Annotated in this window: 13 protein-coding genes and 1 tRNA gene; 5 read left to right on the top strand and 9 right to left on the bottom strand. The window is 63.2% G+C overall.

Annotated elements, in window-relative coordinates:
- Nucleotides 1-26: 26 nt before the first annotated feature.
- The 9 genes from sulP to P3R38_RS21050 form a co-directional block, all read right to left on the bottom strand.
- Nucleotides 27-1,748 (bottom strand): sulfate permease, encoded by a 1,722-nt coding sequence (gene sulP, locus P3R38_RS21090; protein WP_277686573.1) that lies wholly within the window; start codon nucleotides 1,746-1,748, stop codon nucleotides 27-29.
- Nucleotides 1,749-1,969: 221 nt separating this feature from the next.
- A complete protein-coding gene (gene ychF, locus P3R38_RS21085) occupies nucleotides 1,970-3,070 on the bottom strand; it encodes a redox-regulated ATPase YchF (protein ID WP_277686572.1) in 1,101 nt (366 codons plus the stop codon).
- A 22-nt stretch (nucleotides 3,071-3,092) separates the two neighbouring features.
- Nucleotides 3,093-3,677, bottom strand: a complete 585-nt coding sequence (gene pth / locus P3R38_RS21080) for an aminoacyl-tRNA hydrolase (RefSeq protein ID WP_023382360.1) — start codon at nucleotides 3,675-3,677, stop codon at nucleotides 3,093-3,095.
- Between the two features lie 79 nt (nucleotides 3,678-3,756).
- Nucleotides 3,757-4,350: a 50S ribosomal protein L25/general stress protein Ctc gene (locus P3R38_RS21075; protein WP_023382359.1), complete on the bottom strand. Its 594-nt coding sequence runs from the start codon at nucleotides 4,348-4,350 to the stop codon at nucleotides 3,757-3,759.
- 121 nt (nucleotides 4,351-4,471) lie between these two features.
- Nucleotides 4,472-5,413 carry a ribose-phosphate pyrophosphokinase gene (locus P3R38_RS21070; RefSeq protein WP_016391678.1) on the bottom strand — a complete coding sequence of 314 codons (942 nt, stop codon included), beginning with the start codon at nucleotides 5,411-5,413 and terminating at the stop codon, nucleotides 4,472-4,474.
- Nucleotides 5,414-5,460: 47 nt separating this feature from the next.
- Nucleotides 5,461-5,535: transfer RNA gene (locus P3R38_RS21065), tRNA-Gln, on the bottom strand.
- Between the two features lie 19 nt (nucleotides 5,536-5,554).
- A complete protein-coding gene (ispE, locus tag P3R38_RS21060) occupies nucleotides 5,555-6,415 on the bottom strand; it encodes a 4-(cytidine 5'-diphospho)-2-C-methyl-D-erythritol kinase (protein WP_202675631.1) in 861 nt (286 codons plus the stop codon).
- Nucleotides 6,416-6,419: 4 nt separating this feature from the next.
- A complete protein-coding gene (gene lolB, locus P3R38_RS21055) occupies nucleotides 6,420-7,037 on the bottom strand; it encodes a lipoprotein insertase outer membrane protein LolB (RefSeq protein ID WP_023382357.1) in 618 nt (205 codons plus the stop codon).
- A gap of 4 nt (nucleotides 7,038-7,041) precedes the next feature.
- Nucleotides 7,042-8,763, bottom strand: a complete 1,722-nt coding sequence (locus P3R38_RS21050; protein ID WP_023382356.1) for a tetratricopeptide repeat protein — start codon at nucleotides 8,761-8,763, stop codon at nucleotides 7,042-7,044.
- A 187-nt stretch (nucleotides 8,764-8,950) separates the two neighbouring features.
- On the opposite strand from P3R38_RS21050, the gene hemA reads away from it, so the two are divergent.
- Genes hemA through murI form a run of 5 tightly spaced genes read left to right on the top strand, consistent with a single transcriptional unit; the run spans nucleotide 8,951 to nucleotide 13,676 of the window.
- Nucleotides 8,951-10,228, top strand: coding sequence for a glutamyl-tRNA reductase (hemA, locus tag P3R38_RS21045; protein ID WP_023382355.1), 1,278 nt, complete (start codon nucleotides 8,951-8,953; stop codon nucleotides 10,226-10,228).
- Entirely contained in the window at nucleotides 10,225-11,307 is a 1,083-nt protein-coding gene (prfA, locus tag P3R38_RS21040; protein WP_023382354.1) for a peptide chain release factor 1, read from the top strand. Before hemA ends, prfA begins: the two co-directional genes overlap by 4 nt.
- Nucleotides 11,307-12,137 carry a peptide chain release factor N(5)-glutamine methyltransferase gene (prmC, locus tag P3R38_RS21035; RefSeq protein WP_027907460.1) on the top strand — a complete coding sequence of 277 codons (831 nt, stop codon included), beginning with the start codon at nucleotides 11,307-11,309 and terminating at the stop codon, nucleotides 12,135-12,137. The genes prfA and prmC overlap by 1 nt, the downstream gene beginning before the upstream one ends.
- Nucleotides 12,131-12,886 carry a molybdopterin-synthase adenylyltransferase MoeB gene (locus tag P3R38_RS21030; protein ID WP_023382352.1) on the top strand — a complete coding sequence of 252 codons (756 nt, stop codon included), beginning with the start codon at nucleotides 12,131-12,133 and terminating at the stop codon, nucleotides 12,884-12,886. Before prmC ends, P3R38_RS21030 begins: the two co-directional genes overlap by 7 nt.
- Nucleotides 12,879-13,676 (top strand): glutamate racemase, encoded by a 798-nt coding sequence (murI, locus tag P3R38_RS21025; RefSeq protein ID WP_023382351.1) that lies wholly within the window; start codon nucleotides 12,879-12,881, stop codon nucleotides 13,674-13,676. The genes P3R38_RS21030 and murI overlap by 8 nt, the downstream gene beginning before the upstream one ends.
- The last annotated feature ends 84 nt before the right edge of the window (nucleotides 13,677-13,760 follow it).

Raw genomic sequence — 13,760 nt, 5'->3', positions numbered from 1 at the left:
TCGTCTCAAGACGTTTCATGTAGACCCTAGGGCTGCCAGTCGACGCCGGTATCCTTCAGGTAGGCATCCACGGCGGCGCCTACCGTGGGATGAAAGGCCTGCGCACCAATGCAATGGAACAGCTCGAAGCGCTTCATCTTGTCCTTGACCGGGTCTTTCATCTCGGCAAATTGCAGCTCAACGCCACGGGATTCAAGGATGCGGTCCAGTTCGGCGAGCATGTCAGCGGAGGTGATGTCGATGCTGGTCACAGGCTCGGCGGCCACCACCAGGCGTTGTACCGGGGTCGGCGACTCGTCGATCGCTGCCATTACGGTGTTATGGAACTGCTCGGCATTGGCGAAGAACAGCGGAGCATCCCAACGCAGCAGCACCAGCCCCGGAATCCGTCGTGCGTGCGGGTGGCGCTCGATGTCGTGGTAACCGCGGGTGCCATTCACACGGCCCAGCACGGCGAAATGCGGACGCCAGCCGTCCCAGAGAAATTCGATCACCGAGATCACCACCGCGATGCCGATGCCAGGAATGGCGCCGAACACCGCCACGCCGACGAAGCAGGTGAACGACAACCAGAACTCCCATTGCTGCATACGGAAGATGCGCTTGAGGTCGGCGAACTCGAACAGCCCCAGCGCGGCGGCGATCACCACTGCCGCCAGGGCGCTGTTGGGCAGATAGCGCATCAGGTTGGGCGCCACCAGCAACAGGAGCGTGACTGCCAGCGCGCCGATGATGCCGGTCAGTTGGGTCTTGGAGCCAGCAGCTTCGGCGACTGGGGTGCGTGACGAGCTGCTGCTGATGGGGATGCCCTGGAACAACCCGGACGCCAGATTGGCCACGCCCAGGCCGAACATTTCCTGGTTCGGGTTCACCGGAGCCTTCAAGCGAGCGGCGTAGGTGCGCGACAGCACGCTGGTGTCAGCGAAGGACACCAGTGCCACGGCGATGCCGCCCAGTAGCACCTCCACCAGGTCAATGTCGCTCAGCCATGGAAAGGTGAAACTGGGCAGGCCCTGGGGCAGCTCGCCGAGCACCTTCACGCCCTGCTGGTCCAGGTTCAGCACGCTCACGGCCACGGTGGCCAGCACCACCGCGATGAGGATGCCGGGGAGACGTTTGTAGGGTTTGAGCAACACGATCAACGCCAGGCTGGCGCCACCCACCGCGAAGCTTGGCCAATGGCCTTGGCCGGCGAACAAGGCCTGGGCCAGTTGCCAGAGATCGCGCAAAGGGCCCTGGCTGTCGAACGAAAGGCCGAACAGCTTGGGTAGCTGGCTGATCAACACCGTTAGGGCAATGCCGTTCATATAGCCATAGCGGATTGGTTTGGACAGCAGTTCGGTGATGAAGCCCAGCCGCAGCAGGCCGGCGACCATGCAGAACGCACCGGCCACCAGGGCCATCATGCTGGCGATGGCGATAGCCCGTTGTGGGTCGCTGGCGGCGTATTGCACCACCACGGCGAGGATGGGGGCCGCCAGTGCCGAGTCCGGGCCGAGCACCAGAATGCGGCTGGGGCCGAACAGGGCGTACGCCAACAGCGGGACGATGGTGGCATACAGGCCGTAGATGCCCGGTACCCCGGAGGCTTCGGCGTAGGCGATCCCCACGGGGACCAGCATGGTGGTCAGGACCAGGCCCGCGGCGAGGTCCCTGGGGAGCCAGGTGGGTTGGTAGTGGAGCAGGGTGGCCAGACCGGGGAGCCAGCGTTGCCAGTCGAAGCGGGAGGCGCGAGGCGATTTTTCCATGGTGCAGGCTCCGGGAAGTGGGGGGCTCTACAGCACTAGCGCGCCCCCATCAACCTCAAGGATGCAAGACATTTGCGAACTTGCAACCCGCTGCTTGAGGTCACATCAGCTTGGGAATTGGCTTACCGGGGCCAGGAAGGGCTCACGGCTGCCCAGCGGGCAAAAGAAAACCCCTTGGGCATTGCTGCCCAAGGGGTTTTCGTATCGCGACTGGCCTGGTCTCAGACGTTGAAGCGGAAGTGCATCACGTCACCGTCCTTGACGATGTAGTCCTTGCCTTCCAGACGCCATTTACCGGCTTCCTTGGCGCCGCTTTCACCCTTGAATTGGATGAAGTCGTCGTAGGCGACAACTTCAGCGCGGATGAAGCCTTTTTCGAAGTCGGTGTGGATCACGCCAGCGGCCTGAGGCGCGGTAGCGCCGACGCGTACGGTCCAGGCACGTACTTCCTGCACGCCGGCGGTGAAGTAGGTCTGCAGGTTCAGCAACTGGTAACCGGCACGGATCACGCGGTTTAGGCCAGGCTCTTCCAGGCCTAGGGCCTCGAGGAACATGTCCTTCTCTTCGCCTTCATCCAGCTCGGCGATTTCCGCCTCGATCTTGTTGCACACCGGCACCACGACCGCGCCTTCTTCCTCGGCGATGGCCTTGACCACGTCCAGGTGCGGGTTGTTTTCGAAGCCGTCTTCGGCAACGTTGGCGATGTACATGACTGGCTTGCTGGTCAGCAGGTGGAAGCCACGGATCACGGCCTTGTCTTCGGCGCTCATGTTCTTCATCAGGCTGCGCGCAGGCTTGCCTTCGGTGAAGTGCGGAATGAGCTGCTCAAGGATGGCCTTCTGTGCCAGGGCTTCCTTGTCGCCACCTTTGGCGTTACGGGCAACCTTCTGCAGTTGCTTTTCGCAGCTGTCGAGGTCGGCGAAGATCAGTTCGAGGTCAATGATCTCGATGTCGCGCTTGGGGTCGACGCTGTTGGAGACGTGAATCACGTTCTCGTCTTCGAAGCAGCGCACCACGTGGGCGATTGCGTCGGTTTCGCGGATGTTGGCCAGGAACTTGTTGCCCAGGCCTTCACCTTTGGATGCGCCCGCCACCAGGCCGGCGATGTCGACGAATTCCATGGTGGTCGGCAGGATGCGGTTCGGCTTGACGATTTCCGCCAGCGCGTTCAGGCGCCCATCAGGCATCGGCACGATGCCGCTGTTCGGCTCGATGGTGCAGAAAGGGAAGTTCTCCGCCGCGATGCCGGACTTGGTCAGGGCGTTGAACAGGGTGGACTTGCCGACGTTGGGCAGGCCGACGATGCCGCAATTGAAACCCATGGGTGTTCCCCTCTCTAGGAAATCAGGCCTTCTGGCTGTGCAGTTCGCGCATCGCCTTGGCGAAGTCGCCAGCGAGCACGTCCGGCATCACGCCGAGGGCAAAATCGATGCTGGCGTCGAGCTTCTCCTGCTCGGCGCGCGGCGCGCGGCCCAGGACGAAGTTGGAGACCAGTTTGGCGTCGCCCGGGTGGCCGATGCCAAGCCGCAGGCGGTGGAAGTCGTTCTGGTTGCCGAGCTGCGCGATGATGTCGCGCAGGCCGTTGTGCCCTCCATGGCCGCCGCCGCGCTTGAGCTTGGCAACGCCCGGAGGCAGGTCGAGTTCGTCATGCGCCACCAGAATGGCCTCCGGCTTGATGCGGAAGAAATTGGCCAATGCCGCCACGGACTGGCCGCTGCGGTTCATGTAGGTGGTGGGGATCAGCAGACGAACGTCGTGACCCTGATGGCTGAACTTAGCCGTCAGGCCGAAATATTTTTTGTCAGCGGTCAGCGACACGCGCTGGGCGCTGGCAAGGCGTTCAACGAAAAGAGCCCCTGCGTTATGCCGGGTCTGTTCGTATTCGGGGCCGGGGTTACCCAGGCCAACGATCAACTGGATGGCGGTCACGTCAGGGGCTCTTCCTTGGAGTTGGTGGGTTACAGGGCGCGGGGCACTGTAACCCGGTCAACACCGGCGCGCGAGTGGATTACTCGGCAGCGCCTTCAGCTTCTGGAGCAACGCGCGGAGCGTGAACGTTGGCAACAGCTTTGTCATCACCGTGGGCCAGAGCGACGAACTCTACGCCTTTCGGAGCTTTCAGGTCCGACAGGTGGATGATGGTGCCGATTTCAGCCTTGGCCAGGTCGACTTCGATGAACTCAGGCAGGTCCTTGGCTTCGCAGGAAACTTCAACCTCGGCCACTACGTGGGAGATTTCGCCGCCTTTCTTGACCGGGGCTTCTTCGTTGATGAAGTGAACCGGCACTTTGGCGGTCAGCTTCTGGCCTGCAACGACGCGAACGAAGTCGGCGTGCATGATGAAGCCTTTGGCCGGGTGGCGCTGCATGGCCTTGACCACGACGTTCTGCTTGGCGCCGTCGACGTTCAGTTCGATAACGTGGCTGAAGGCAGCTTCGTTTTCGAACAGCTTGGTGATTTCCTTGGCCAGGATGGTCAGGGATTGGGCTTCTTTATCGCCACCGTAGACAACGGCAGGGATGTTGGCGGAGTGACGCAGGCGGCGGCTCGCACCTTTCCCCAGGTCAGTACGCGCTTGGGCGTTCAGGATGAAGTCAGTCATTTTGTATCTCCAAAATAGCCTCCCGAGGGCGTTTGCGACCAGCGCCAACGGGGATGGCAAAAAAGCCCCGCCCCAACAACAGGTGTTGGGGCGGGGCGCTTTTCGTCAGCAGGTGTTCCGCTTAGCGGAACATCGCACTGATCGATTCTTCGTTGCTGATGCGGCGTACCGCTTCAGCGACAACCGGTGCGATATCCAACTGGCGGATACGGTCACAGGCTTGAGCAGCGGCGGACAGCGGAACGGTGTTGGTCACCACCAGCTCGTCCAGTACCGACTTCTCGATGTTCTCGATCGCGCGGCCCGACAGGACAGGGTGCGTGCAGTAGGCGTAAACCTTGGCAGCGCCGTGTTCTTTCAGGGCCTTGGCCGCGTGGCACAGAGTGCCGGCGGTGTCGACCATATCGTCTACCAGGATGCAGGTGCGCCCTTCGACGTCGCCGATGATGTGCATGACCTCGGAGTGGTTAGCCTTCTCGCGGCGCTTGTCGATGATACCCAGATCGACACCCAGGGACTTGGCGACGGCACGTGCGCGCACGACACCACCGATGTCCGGGGAAACGATCATCAGGTTCTCGAAACGCTGGTCTTCGATGTCGTCGACCAGTACGGGCGAGCCGTAGATGTTGTCGACGGGGATATCGAAGAAACCCTGGATCTGGTCAGCGTGCAGGTCGACGGTGAGAACACGGTCGATACCCACGACAGTGAGCATGTCAGCGACGACTTTGGCGCTGATGGCTACACGTGCCGAACGCGGACGGCGGTCCTGGCGGGCGTATCCGAAGTAAGGAATCACGGCGGTGATTCGCGACGCTGAGGAGCGGCGGAAGGCATCAGCCATCACGACCAGTTCCATCAGGTTGTCATTGGTTGGGGCACAGGTTGGCTGGATGATGAAGACGTCCTTACCGCGAACGTTTTCATTGATCTCAGCACTGATTTCGCCGTCGGAGAATTTGCCGACAGAAACATCACCCAGTGGAATGTGCAGCTGACGTACGACACGCCGAGCCAGATCGGGGTTGGCATTCCCCGTAAAGACCATCATCTTGGACACGCGCAGTACCTGAAGGCTGAGGGTAACCTGGATGAGTATAAGGAAAATGGCAGGGGCGGCTGGATTCGAACCAACGCATGGCAGGATCAAAACCTGCTGCCTTACCGCTTGGCGACGCCCCTGTATCTGTTGCTGCGAGCGCTAGGCACTCGACTTCTTGATCAGACTTTGCAGCTTGCGATGCAACATCGAAACATTGCTTCCTTTCGCCACAAACCCTGTTTGGGTCTCTGAAAGAAGGGCCAGAACTTTATCAGCTTCGGCTTTGCTTGGGAAGGCCCCAAACACACAACTTCCAGTGCCGGTCAGTCGAGCTTCAGTGAATTTACCCAATGAATTCAACGCATTGCGAACTTCTGGGTAACTCTGCTCTACCACCGGTTGGCAGTCATTTCGACTGTTTCCCTCGGGAACGGGGCGCATCTTAAGGGGGAGGGAATCACGTGTCAACTGTGGATGCGAAAAAATTTCTACAGTACTGACAGAGACTTGCGGCACCAGTACGACGTACCAGGGCTCTTCGGGGTCGACCGGGGTCAGCTGCTCGCCGACACCTTGGGCGAAAGCTGCATGACCGCGAACGAATACGGGTACATCGGCGCCCAGGGACAGGCCCAGGCTCGCCAGTCGGTCTTCATCCCAGCCCAGCTGCCACAAGTGGTCCAGGGCCAGCAGGGTGGTCGCGGCATCGGAACTGCCGCCACCGATTCCACCGCCCATGGGTAAAACCTTGGTCAACCAGATGTCGGCGCCCAGGTGGGTGCCAGACTGCTCCTGCAGTTTACGGGCGGCGCGCACGATCAGGTTGCTGTCATGTGGCACCGAGTCGATCTCGGTGTGCAGGCGGACCTGGCCGTCGTCACGCAGGGCGAAGCTCAGCTCGTCAGCGTGTTCGAGGAACTGGAACACGGTTTCCAGTTCGTGGTAGCCGTCCGGGCGACGACCGATGATATGCAGCCACAGGTTGAGCTTGGCCGGCGCGGGCAGGGTGAGCTTTTGCATGGTTTCAGTGCCCCAGCTGGCGTGGCTGCCAGTCCTTGACCACCAGGGTCACGTCCAGGTTTTCGCCATGCAGTTTCATGCGCTCGGGCAGCCAGTAGCCGTTCTGCTGGGTGTAGCTCAGGTACTGCACCTGCCAGCCATCCTGGTTCAGGCTGGCCAGGCGGCTGTCGTCATCCAGGGTGAGCTGGCTCTTGCTGTCCGGGGCCGGCAGTCCGCGCACCCACCACACCAGGTGCGAAACGGGCAATTGCCAGCCCAGTTGTTCTTCGAGCAGGGCTTCGGGGCTGTTGGCCTCGAAGCGGCCCTGGTTGGCGACTTCCAGCACCACGCCGCCAGGGCGGCCGGTCAGGCGTGCGGCGCCACGGCCAAGCGGCCCGGCCAGACGGATGTCGTAGTAATCCTGGCGCTGCAGCCAGAACAAGGTGCCGCTGCCGGAGTCGCGGGGGGCGCGAATACCGACCTTGCCGTTGATCTGCCAGCCGTCCAGGGTGCTCAGCTGTTCTTTGTGGGCTCGCCACTGTTGTGGGTTGCCTTGGCCATGCAGGGCTTCGCGGGATCCGAAGCCGGCGCAGCCGGCAAGCAGGGCGATCAGGGAAAAGGTAATGCAATGGCGCAGGAACATGGCGTTAAAGAGTCTCGGATCCGGTCAGGCGCAAGACGGTCTTGCGCAGGATAGGGCTGTCGGGTTGGGCCTCGAAGGCCTTGGCCCAGACCTGGCGGGCCTCACGACGCTTGCCGTTGGCCCACAGCACTTCGCCCAGGTGGGCGGCGACTTCATGGTCGGGGAAGCGCTCGAAGGCCTGGCGCAGGTAGCGCTCGGCTTCGTCGAGGTTGCCCAGGCGGTAGGCGACCCAGCCCAGGCTGTCGAGCACCGCCGGGTCGTCCGGGGTGAGCTGGTGGGCCTTGTCGATCAGCGCCTTGGCTTCGGTGTAGCGGGTGGTTCGATCGGCCAGGGTATAGCCGAGCGCGTTCAGCGCCATGGCGTTTTCCGGCTGGCGGGCGATGATGGCGCGCAGGTCTTGTTCCATTTGCGTCAGGTCGTCGCGCTTTTCGGCCAGCATGGCGCGGGTGTAAAGGAGATTAAGGTCGTCCGGGAAGCGCTTGATGGCTTGCTGCAGCACCTGGTTGGCCTGGGCGTCCTTGTTGTTGTTGCTGTAGCTCTCCGACTCGACCAGGAACAGCTGGACCGCGAGGTCCGGCTGGGCTTCGCGGGCCTCGGCGAGCAGGCGCGAGGCCTCGGTGCCGCGACCGTTGGCGATCAGGATGTCGGCCTGGCGAAGTTGCGCTGGCAGGTAATCGGGGCCAGTGCCGACCAGGGCGTATTCGCGCAAGGCACCCTCGGGGTCGTTGCGTTCCTCGCGGATGCGGCCCAGGTTGAGGTGGGCGGCATCGACGTTGCTGTCGCGCTCGATCAGCTCCTGCAGGTAGCTTTCGGCTTCATCCCAGTCCTTGTTCTCCATGCAAACCAGTGCCAGGGAGTAACGCAGCTCGTCATCTTCCGGGTACTGCTGGACCAGGCCGAGGAATTCACCCTTGGCGTCGGCGATGCGGTCCTGCTCGACCAAGGTCCGGGCGTACGTCAGGCGCAGGCGCTTGTCGTCCGGGTTGTCGCGGATGGCGCCGCGCAGCAGCGGCAGCGCCTCGGGGCCGCGGTCGAGGGCCTGGAGCAGGCGGGCGCGCAGCAGGATCGGCGCCACTTCGCCGTTTTGTGGCGGGTGTTCCTCCAGCAGGTCGAGGGCTTGCTGGGGCTTGCCGTCCTGGTTCAGCAGCAGGGCCTTGCCGAAGACCAACTGGCTGTTGTCCGGGTATTTGACCAGCAGCCGTTCGAAACTCTGCAACAGGCCGTCGCGGGTACCTTGATCGGTTTCGGCGGCCGACAGGGCGAGGAAGTCGAAGTGGGTGTCACCCTGGCCCTGAAGCACCTTTTCCATGTAGGCCATGGATTCGTCATAGCGGCCGGCGCCTGCCAACTGGACGGCAGCGGCGCGCTGGGCGTCGAGGTTCTGCGGGTCGTTGCGGGCCCAGATGAGCGCGTTGTCCAGGGCCGGCTCGTCGGCACCGAGGTATTCGGCGATGCGGTAGGCACGCTCGGACACGCCTGGGTCCTGGGTCTTCTGCGCCTGGTCGGTGTAGTTGGCCAGGGCGATGTCGAAGCGATTGCGCTGGCCGGCCAGCTCCGCGACCAACAGGCTGTAGAGCGTGTCCTGTTTGAATGACCCATACACCACGGGCTTGTCGGCCGCGGCTTTGCCCGCCTCGGCGACGGGCGGTTCGGCTTGTTGCGGGGCCAGGTTCTGGCAGCCCTGGAGCAGGGCGAAGGCAAGCAGCAATGCGTAGGGTCTGTTCATAAATGAGGCTTAGAAGGACTAACCGGCGGTCGGAGCATGATGACACAAGCGCGGGGGCAAACCCACCGGCGAAGGTCGTGGTTTACAGGGATAGCCTGGGATTGTTGGGACAATAGCGAACGGTGGTTGTTCTAAAACCTGTGAAAGAGGACAATTATCGGCTTCTCGTCACAACCAGCGACCTTGCATGGCCTTTCTTGCACTTGGTATCAACCATAAGACTGCCTCGGTAGACGTACGCGAGCGCGTGGCGTTTACCCCAGAGCAGCTGGTAGACGCCCTGCAGCAGCTCTGTCGACTGACCGCCAGCCGCGAAGCGGCGATTCTGTCGACCTGCAACCGTAGCGAGCTCTATATAGAGCAGGACCACCTGTCCGCCGATGCCGTCCTGAAGTGGCTGGCCGACTATCACCGGCTGAGCCTGGATGAGCTGCGCGCCAGCGCCTACATCCATGAAGAGCACGATGCCGTGAAGCATATGATGCGGGTGGCCTCCGGACTGGACTCGCTGGTGCTCGGCGAGCCGCAGATCCTCGGCCAGATGAAGTCGGCCTACGCCGTGGCCCGCGAGGCCGGCACCATCGGACCGCTGCTCGGGCGCTTGTTCCAGGCGACCTTCAGCGCCGCCAAGCAGGTACGGACCGATACCGCGATCGGCGAGAACCCGGTGTCGGTTGCCTTCGCCGCCGTCAGCCTGGCGCGGCAGATCTTCAGCGACCTGGGCCGCAGCCAGGCCCTGCTGATCGGTGCGGGCGAGACCATTACCCTGGTCGCCCGTCACCTCCACGAGCAAGGCGTGCGCCGGATCGTGGTTGCCAACCGGACCCTGGAGCGGGCCAGTATCCTGGCCGAACAGTTCGGTGCCCATGCCGTGCTGCTGGCGGACATTCCGCAGGAACTGGCCAACAGCGACATCGTCATCAGCTCCACTGCCAGTCAGTTGCCGATCCTCGGCAAAGGCGCGGTGGAAAGCGCGCTGAAACAACGTCGGCACAAGCCGATCTTCATGGTCGATATCGCCGTGCCGCGAGACATCGAGCCTGAAGTCGGTGAGCTCGATGACGTGTACTTGTACACGGTCGATGACCTGCACGAAGTGGTCGCCGAAAACCTCAAGAGCCGCCAGGGTGCGGCGCAGGCTGCCGAAGAGCTGGTCTCGGTGGGCGCCGAGGACTTCATGGCGCGCCTGCGCGAGCTGGCGGCGGTTGATGTGCTGCGTGCCTATCGCCAGCAAAGCGAGCGCCTGCGCGACGAAGAACTGCAAAAGGCCCAGCGACTGCTGGCCAACGGCGGCAACCCCGAAGATGTACTGGCCCAACTGGCCCGGGGGCTGACCAACAAACTCCTGCATGCGCCCAGCGTGCAACTGAAAAAGCTCTCGGCCGAGGGCCGCCTCGATGCGCTGGCCATGGCCCAGGAACTCTTTGCCCTCAACGAGGGCTCGACGGACAAAACCCCGCAATGAAAGCGTCGCTGCTGAACAAACTGGACACGCTCCAGGACCGCTTCGAGGAACTCACCGCCCTGCTCGGTGACGCCGAAGTCATTTCCGACCAGACCCGATTCCGCGCCTATTCCCGTGAATACGCCGAAGTCGAGCCGGTGATCGCTGCCTATAAAGAGTGGCGCAAGGTTCAGGACGACCTCGAAGGCGCCCAGGCCCTGCTCAAGGATGCCGACCCCGACCTACGCGAAATGGCGGTGGAGGAGGTGCGGGAGGCCAAGGAGCAACTGGTGGGCCTGGAGTCGCAACTGCAGCGCATGCTGCTGCCCAAGGACCCCAACGACGGTCGCAACGTGTTCCTGGAGATTCGCGCAGGTACCGGCGGTGATGAGGCGGCGATCTTTTCCGGTGACCTGTTCCGCATGTATTCACGCTATGCCGAGCGGCGCGGCTGGCGCCTTGAGATCCTCTCGGAGAACGAGGGCGAGCATGGCGGCTATAAAGAGATCATCGCGCGTGTCGAAGGCGACAATGTCTACGGCAAGCTGAAGTTCGAGTCTGGCGCGCACCGCGTGCAGCGAGTGCCGGAAACCGAGTCCCAGGGCCGCATCCATACCTCCGCATGCACGGTGGCGGTGTTGCCTGAGCCCGACGAGCAAGTGGCCATCGAGATCAACCCCGCTGACTTGCGGGTCGACACCTACCGTGCTTCGGGTGCTGGCGGCCAGCACGTCAACAAGACCGACTCGGCAATCCGCATCACCCACTTGCCGACCGGTATCGTGGTCGAGTGCCAGGAGGAGCGTTCGCAGCACAAGAACCGTGCGCGGGCCATGTCCTGGTTGTCAGCCAAGCTCAATGACATGCAGACCAGTGCCGCCCAAAACGCCATCGCCAGCGAGCGCAAGCTGTTGGTCGGCTCGGGTGACCGCTCCGAGCGTATCCGTACCTACAATTATCCACAGGGCCGGGTGACCGATCACCGTATCAACCTGACTCTCTATTCCCTCGACGACATCCTCGCCGGTGGCGTGGAGGCCGTGATCGAGCCGTTGCTGGCCGAGTACCAGGCCGATCAATTGGCTGCCCTGGGGGAATAATGACCATCATCGCCAGCTTGCTGCGCAACGCGCAGCTGCCGGATTCGCCCACTGAGCGACTGGATGCCGAACTGTTGCTGGCCGCGGCCATCGGTAAGTCGCGCAGCTACCTGCACACCTGGCCCGAGCGGATCGTCAGCAGCGAGGCGGCGGACGTCTTCGCCAGTTACCTCGAGCGCCGTCGCGCCGGAGAACCGGTGGCCTATATCCTCGGGCAGCAGGGCTTCTGGAAGATCGACCTGGAGGTCGCGCCACACACCCTGATTCCGCGTCCCGATACCGAGCTGCTGGTAGAAACAGCCCTCCAGCTGCAGCCAGCCTCGCCAGCCAGGGTGCTCGACCTGGGTACCGGTACCGGTGCCATCGCCCTGGCGCTGGCCAGCGACTGCCCGGCCTGGCAGGTGACGGCGGTGGACCGTGTCGACGAGGCAGTGGCCCTTGCCGAGCGCAATCGCCAGCGCCTGGGTCTCGATAACGTGAAGGTGATGGCCAGCCATTGGTTCGACAGCCTGGCGGGGCAACGCTTCGACCTCATCCTGAGCAACCCGCCCTACATCGCCGCCGAGGACCCGCACCTGGCGGAGGGCGACGTGCGCTTCGAACCGAGCAGCGCCCTGGTGGCGGGGCCCGATGGCCTGGATGATCTGCGGATAATCGTCGACCAGGCGCCGGAGCACTTGCTGCCGGGTGGTTGGCTGTTGCTCGAGCACGGTTATGATCAAGCGACTTCGGTGCAGGCGTTGCTGACTGCCCGGGGCTTTACCGAGGTCGCCAGCCGCAAGGACCTGGGCGGCCACGAACGCATCACAATGGGACGTCTGCCATGTTGAGTGACCAGGAACTGTTGCGTTATAGCCGGCAGGTGCTGCTGGCCCAAGTCGATATCGATGGCCAACTGCGGCTCAAGCGCAGCAAGGCGCTGATCGTCGGCCTCGGCGGCCTCGGCTCGCCGGTCGCACTGTACCTGGCGGCGGCAGGCGTGGGCGAACTGCACCTGGCGGACTTCGACACCGTAGACCTGACCAACCTGCAACGGCAGGTGATCCACGACAGCACCAGCGTCGGCATGAGCAAGGTGGACTCGGCGATCCAGCGTCTGCAGGCGATCAACCCCGAAGTGAACCTGGTTGCCCATCGCCATGCACTGGACGAGGACTCCCTGGCTGCGGCGGTGGCGGCGGTTGACCTGGTGCTGGACTGCTCGGACAACTTCGCCACCCGCGAAGCCGTCAACGCGGCCTGTGTGGCCGCCTGCAAGCCGTTGGTCAGCGGTGCGGCCATTCGCCTGGAAGGGCAGCTTTCGGTGTTCGACCCGCGCCGCGACAACAGCCCTTGCTACCACTGCCTGTATGGCCATGGCAGCGAGGCCGAGCTGACCTGCAGCGAGGCCGGCGTCATCGGGCCGCTGGTCGGGCTGGTGGGCAGCTTGCAGGCCCTTGAGGCGATGAAACTGCTGGCTGGTTTCGGCGAGCCGCTGGTGGGGCGCTTGCTGTTGATCGACGCACTGGGCACGCGCATGCGCGAGCTGCGGGTCAAGCGCGACCCGGCTTGTGCCGTGTGTGGTAACCGGCATGGCTGAACGCTCGGCGCCGGTCGGCGTGATGGATTCGGGGGTCGGCGGATTGTCGGTGCTCGCCGAAATCCAGCGCCTGCTGCCTGGCGAGTCGCTGTTGTACGTGGCCGATTGCGGCCATGTGCCCTACGGTGAGAAATCGGCGGAGTACATCCGTGAACGCTGCAGGCACATTGCCGAGTTCTTCCACGCACAAGGGGCCAAGGCCATGGTCCTGGCGTGCAATACCGCCACGGTGGCGGCGGTGGCCGACCTGCGTGAGCGCTACCCGGATTGGCCGCTGGTGGGCATGGAGCCTGCGGTAAAACCGGCTGCGGCGGCGACTCGCTCCGGGGTGGTCGGTGTTCTGGCCACCACCGGCACGCTGCAAAGTGCCAAGTTCGCCGCCTTGCTGGACCGCTTTGCCAATGACGTGCAGGTTGTCACCCAGCCGTGCCCGGGACTGGTCGAGCGGATCGAAACCGGCGACCTTGGCAGTGCGCAGCTGCGCCAGTTGCTGCTGGGCTACGTACAGCCGCTGTTGGACGCGGGCTGCGATACGCTGATTCTGGGGTGCACCCATTATCCCTTCCTACGCCCGCTGCTGGCTGAAATGGTGCCGGCGGACGTTGCGATCATCGACACTGGCGCCGCGGTTGCGCGACAGTTGCACCGTTTGCTGGCCGCTCGCGATCTGCTGGCCGACGGGCCGGCGCAGGCGGCACGCTTCTGGAGCAGTGCCGACCCGCAAGCCCTGAGCGATATCCTGCCTTTGCTATGGCATGAGTCCGATCGTGTGCAACGCTTCCCGTTGTAACCACAGCGCGGAATAAAGCTGAACTATCGTGCTATCGCCGATTTCTACTATTTGCCTGGCACAAGGCGAACAGTCATAACACAT

Source organism: Pseudomonas sp. NyZ480, assembly GCF_029537255.1.
In the GTDB taxonomy this organism is placed as follows: Bacteria; Pseudomonadota; Gammaproteobacteria; order Pseudomonadales; family Pseudomonadaceae; genus Aquipseudomonas; species Aquipseudomonas taiwanensis.
This window is presented reverse-complemented; position numbering and strand designations above follow the sequence as displayed.

Coding starts and splice junctions, on each gene's coding strand:
- prmC (WP_027907460.1), top strand. CDS start 11,307: ATGACCATCATCGCCAGCTTGCTGCGCAACGCGCAGCTGCCGGATTCG.
- sulP (WP_277686573.1), bottom strand. CDS start 1,748: ATGGAAAAATCGCCTCGCGCCTCCCGCTTCGACTGGCAACGCTGGCTC.
- prfA (WP_023382354.1), top strand. CDS start 10,225: ATGAAAGCGTCGCTGCTGAACAAACTGGACACGCTCCAGGACCGCTTC.
- lolB (WP_023382357.1), bottom strand. CDS start 7,037: ATGTTCCTGCGCCATTGCATTACCTTTTCCCTGATCGCCCTGCTTGCC.
- P3R38_RS21075 (WP_023382359.1), bottom strand. CDS start 4,350: ATGACTGACTTCATCCTGAACGCCCAAGCGCGTACTGACCTGGGGAAA.
- ispE (WP_202675631.1), bottom strand. CDS start 6,415: ATGCAAAAGCTCACCCTGCCCGCGCCGGCCAAGCTCAACCTGTGGCTG.
- P3R38_RS21030 (WP_023382352.1), top strand. CDS start 12,131: ATGTTGAGTGACCAGGAACTGTTGCGTTATAGCCGGCAGGTGCTGCTG.
- P3R38_RS21050 (WP_023382356.1), bottom strand. CDS start 8,763: ATGAACAGACCCTACGCATTGCTGCTTGCCTTCGCCCTGCTCCAGGGC.
- murI (WP_023382351.1), top strand. CDS start 12,879: ATGGCTGAACGCTCGGCGCCGGTCGGCGTGATGGATTCGGGGGTCGGC.
- ychF (WP_277686572.1), bottom strand. CDS start 3,070: ATGGGTTTCAATTGCGGCATCGTCGGCCTGCCCAACGTCGGCAAGTCC.
- hemA (WP_023382355.1), top strand. CDS start 8,951: ATGGCCTTTCTTGCACTTGGTATCAACCATAAGACTGCCTCGGTAGAC.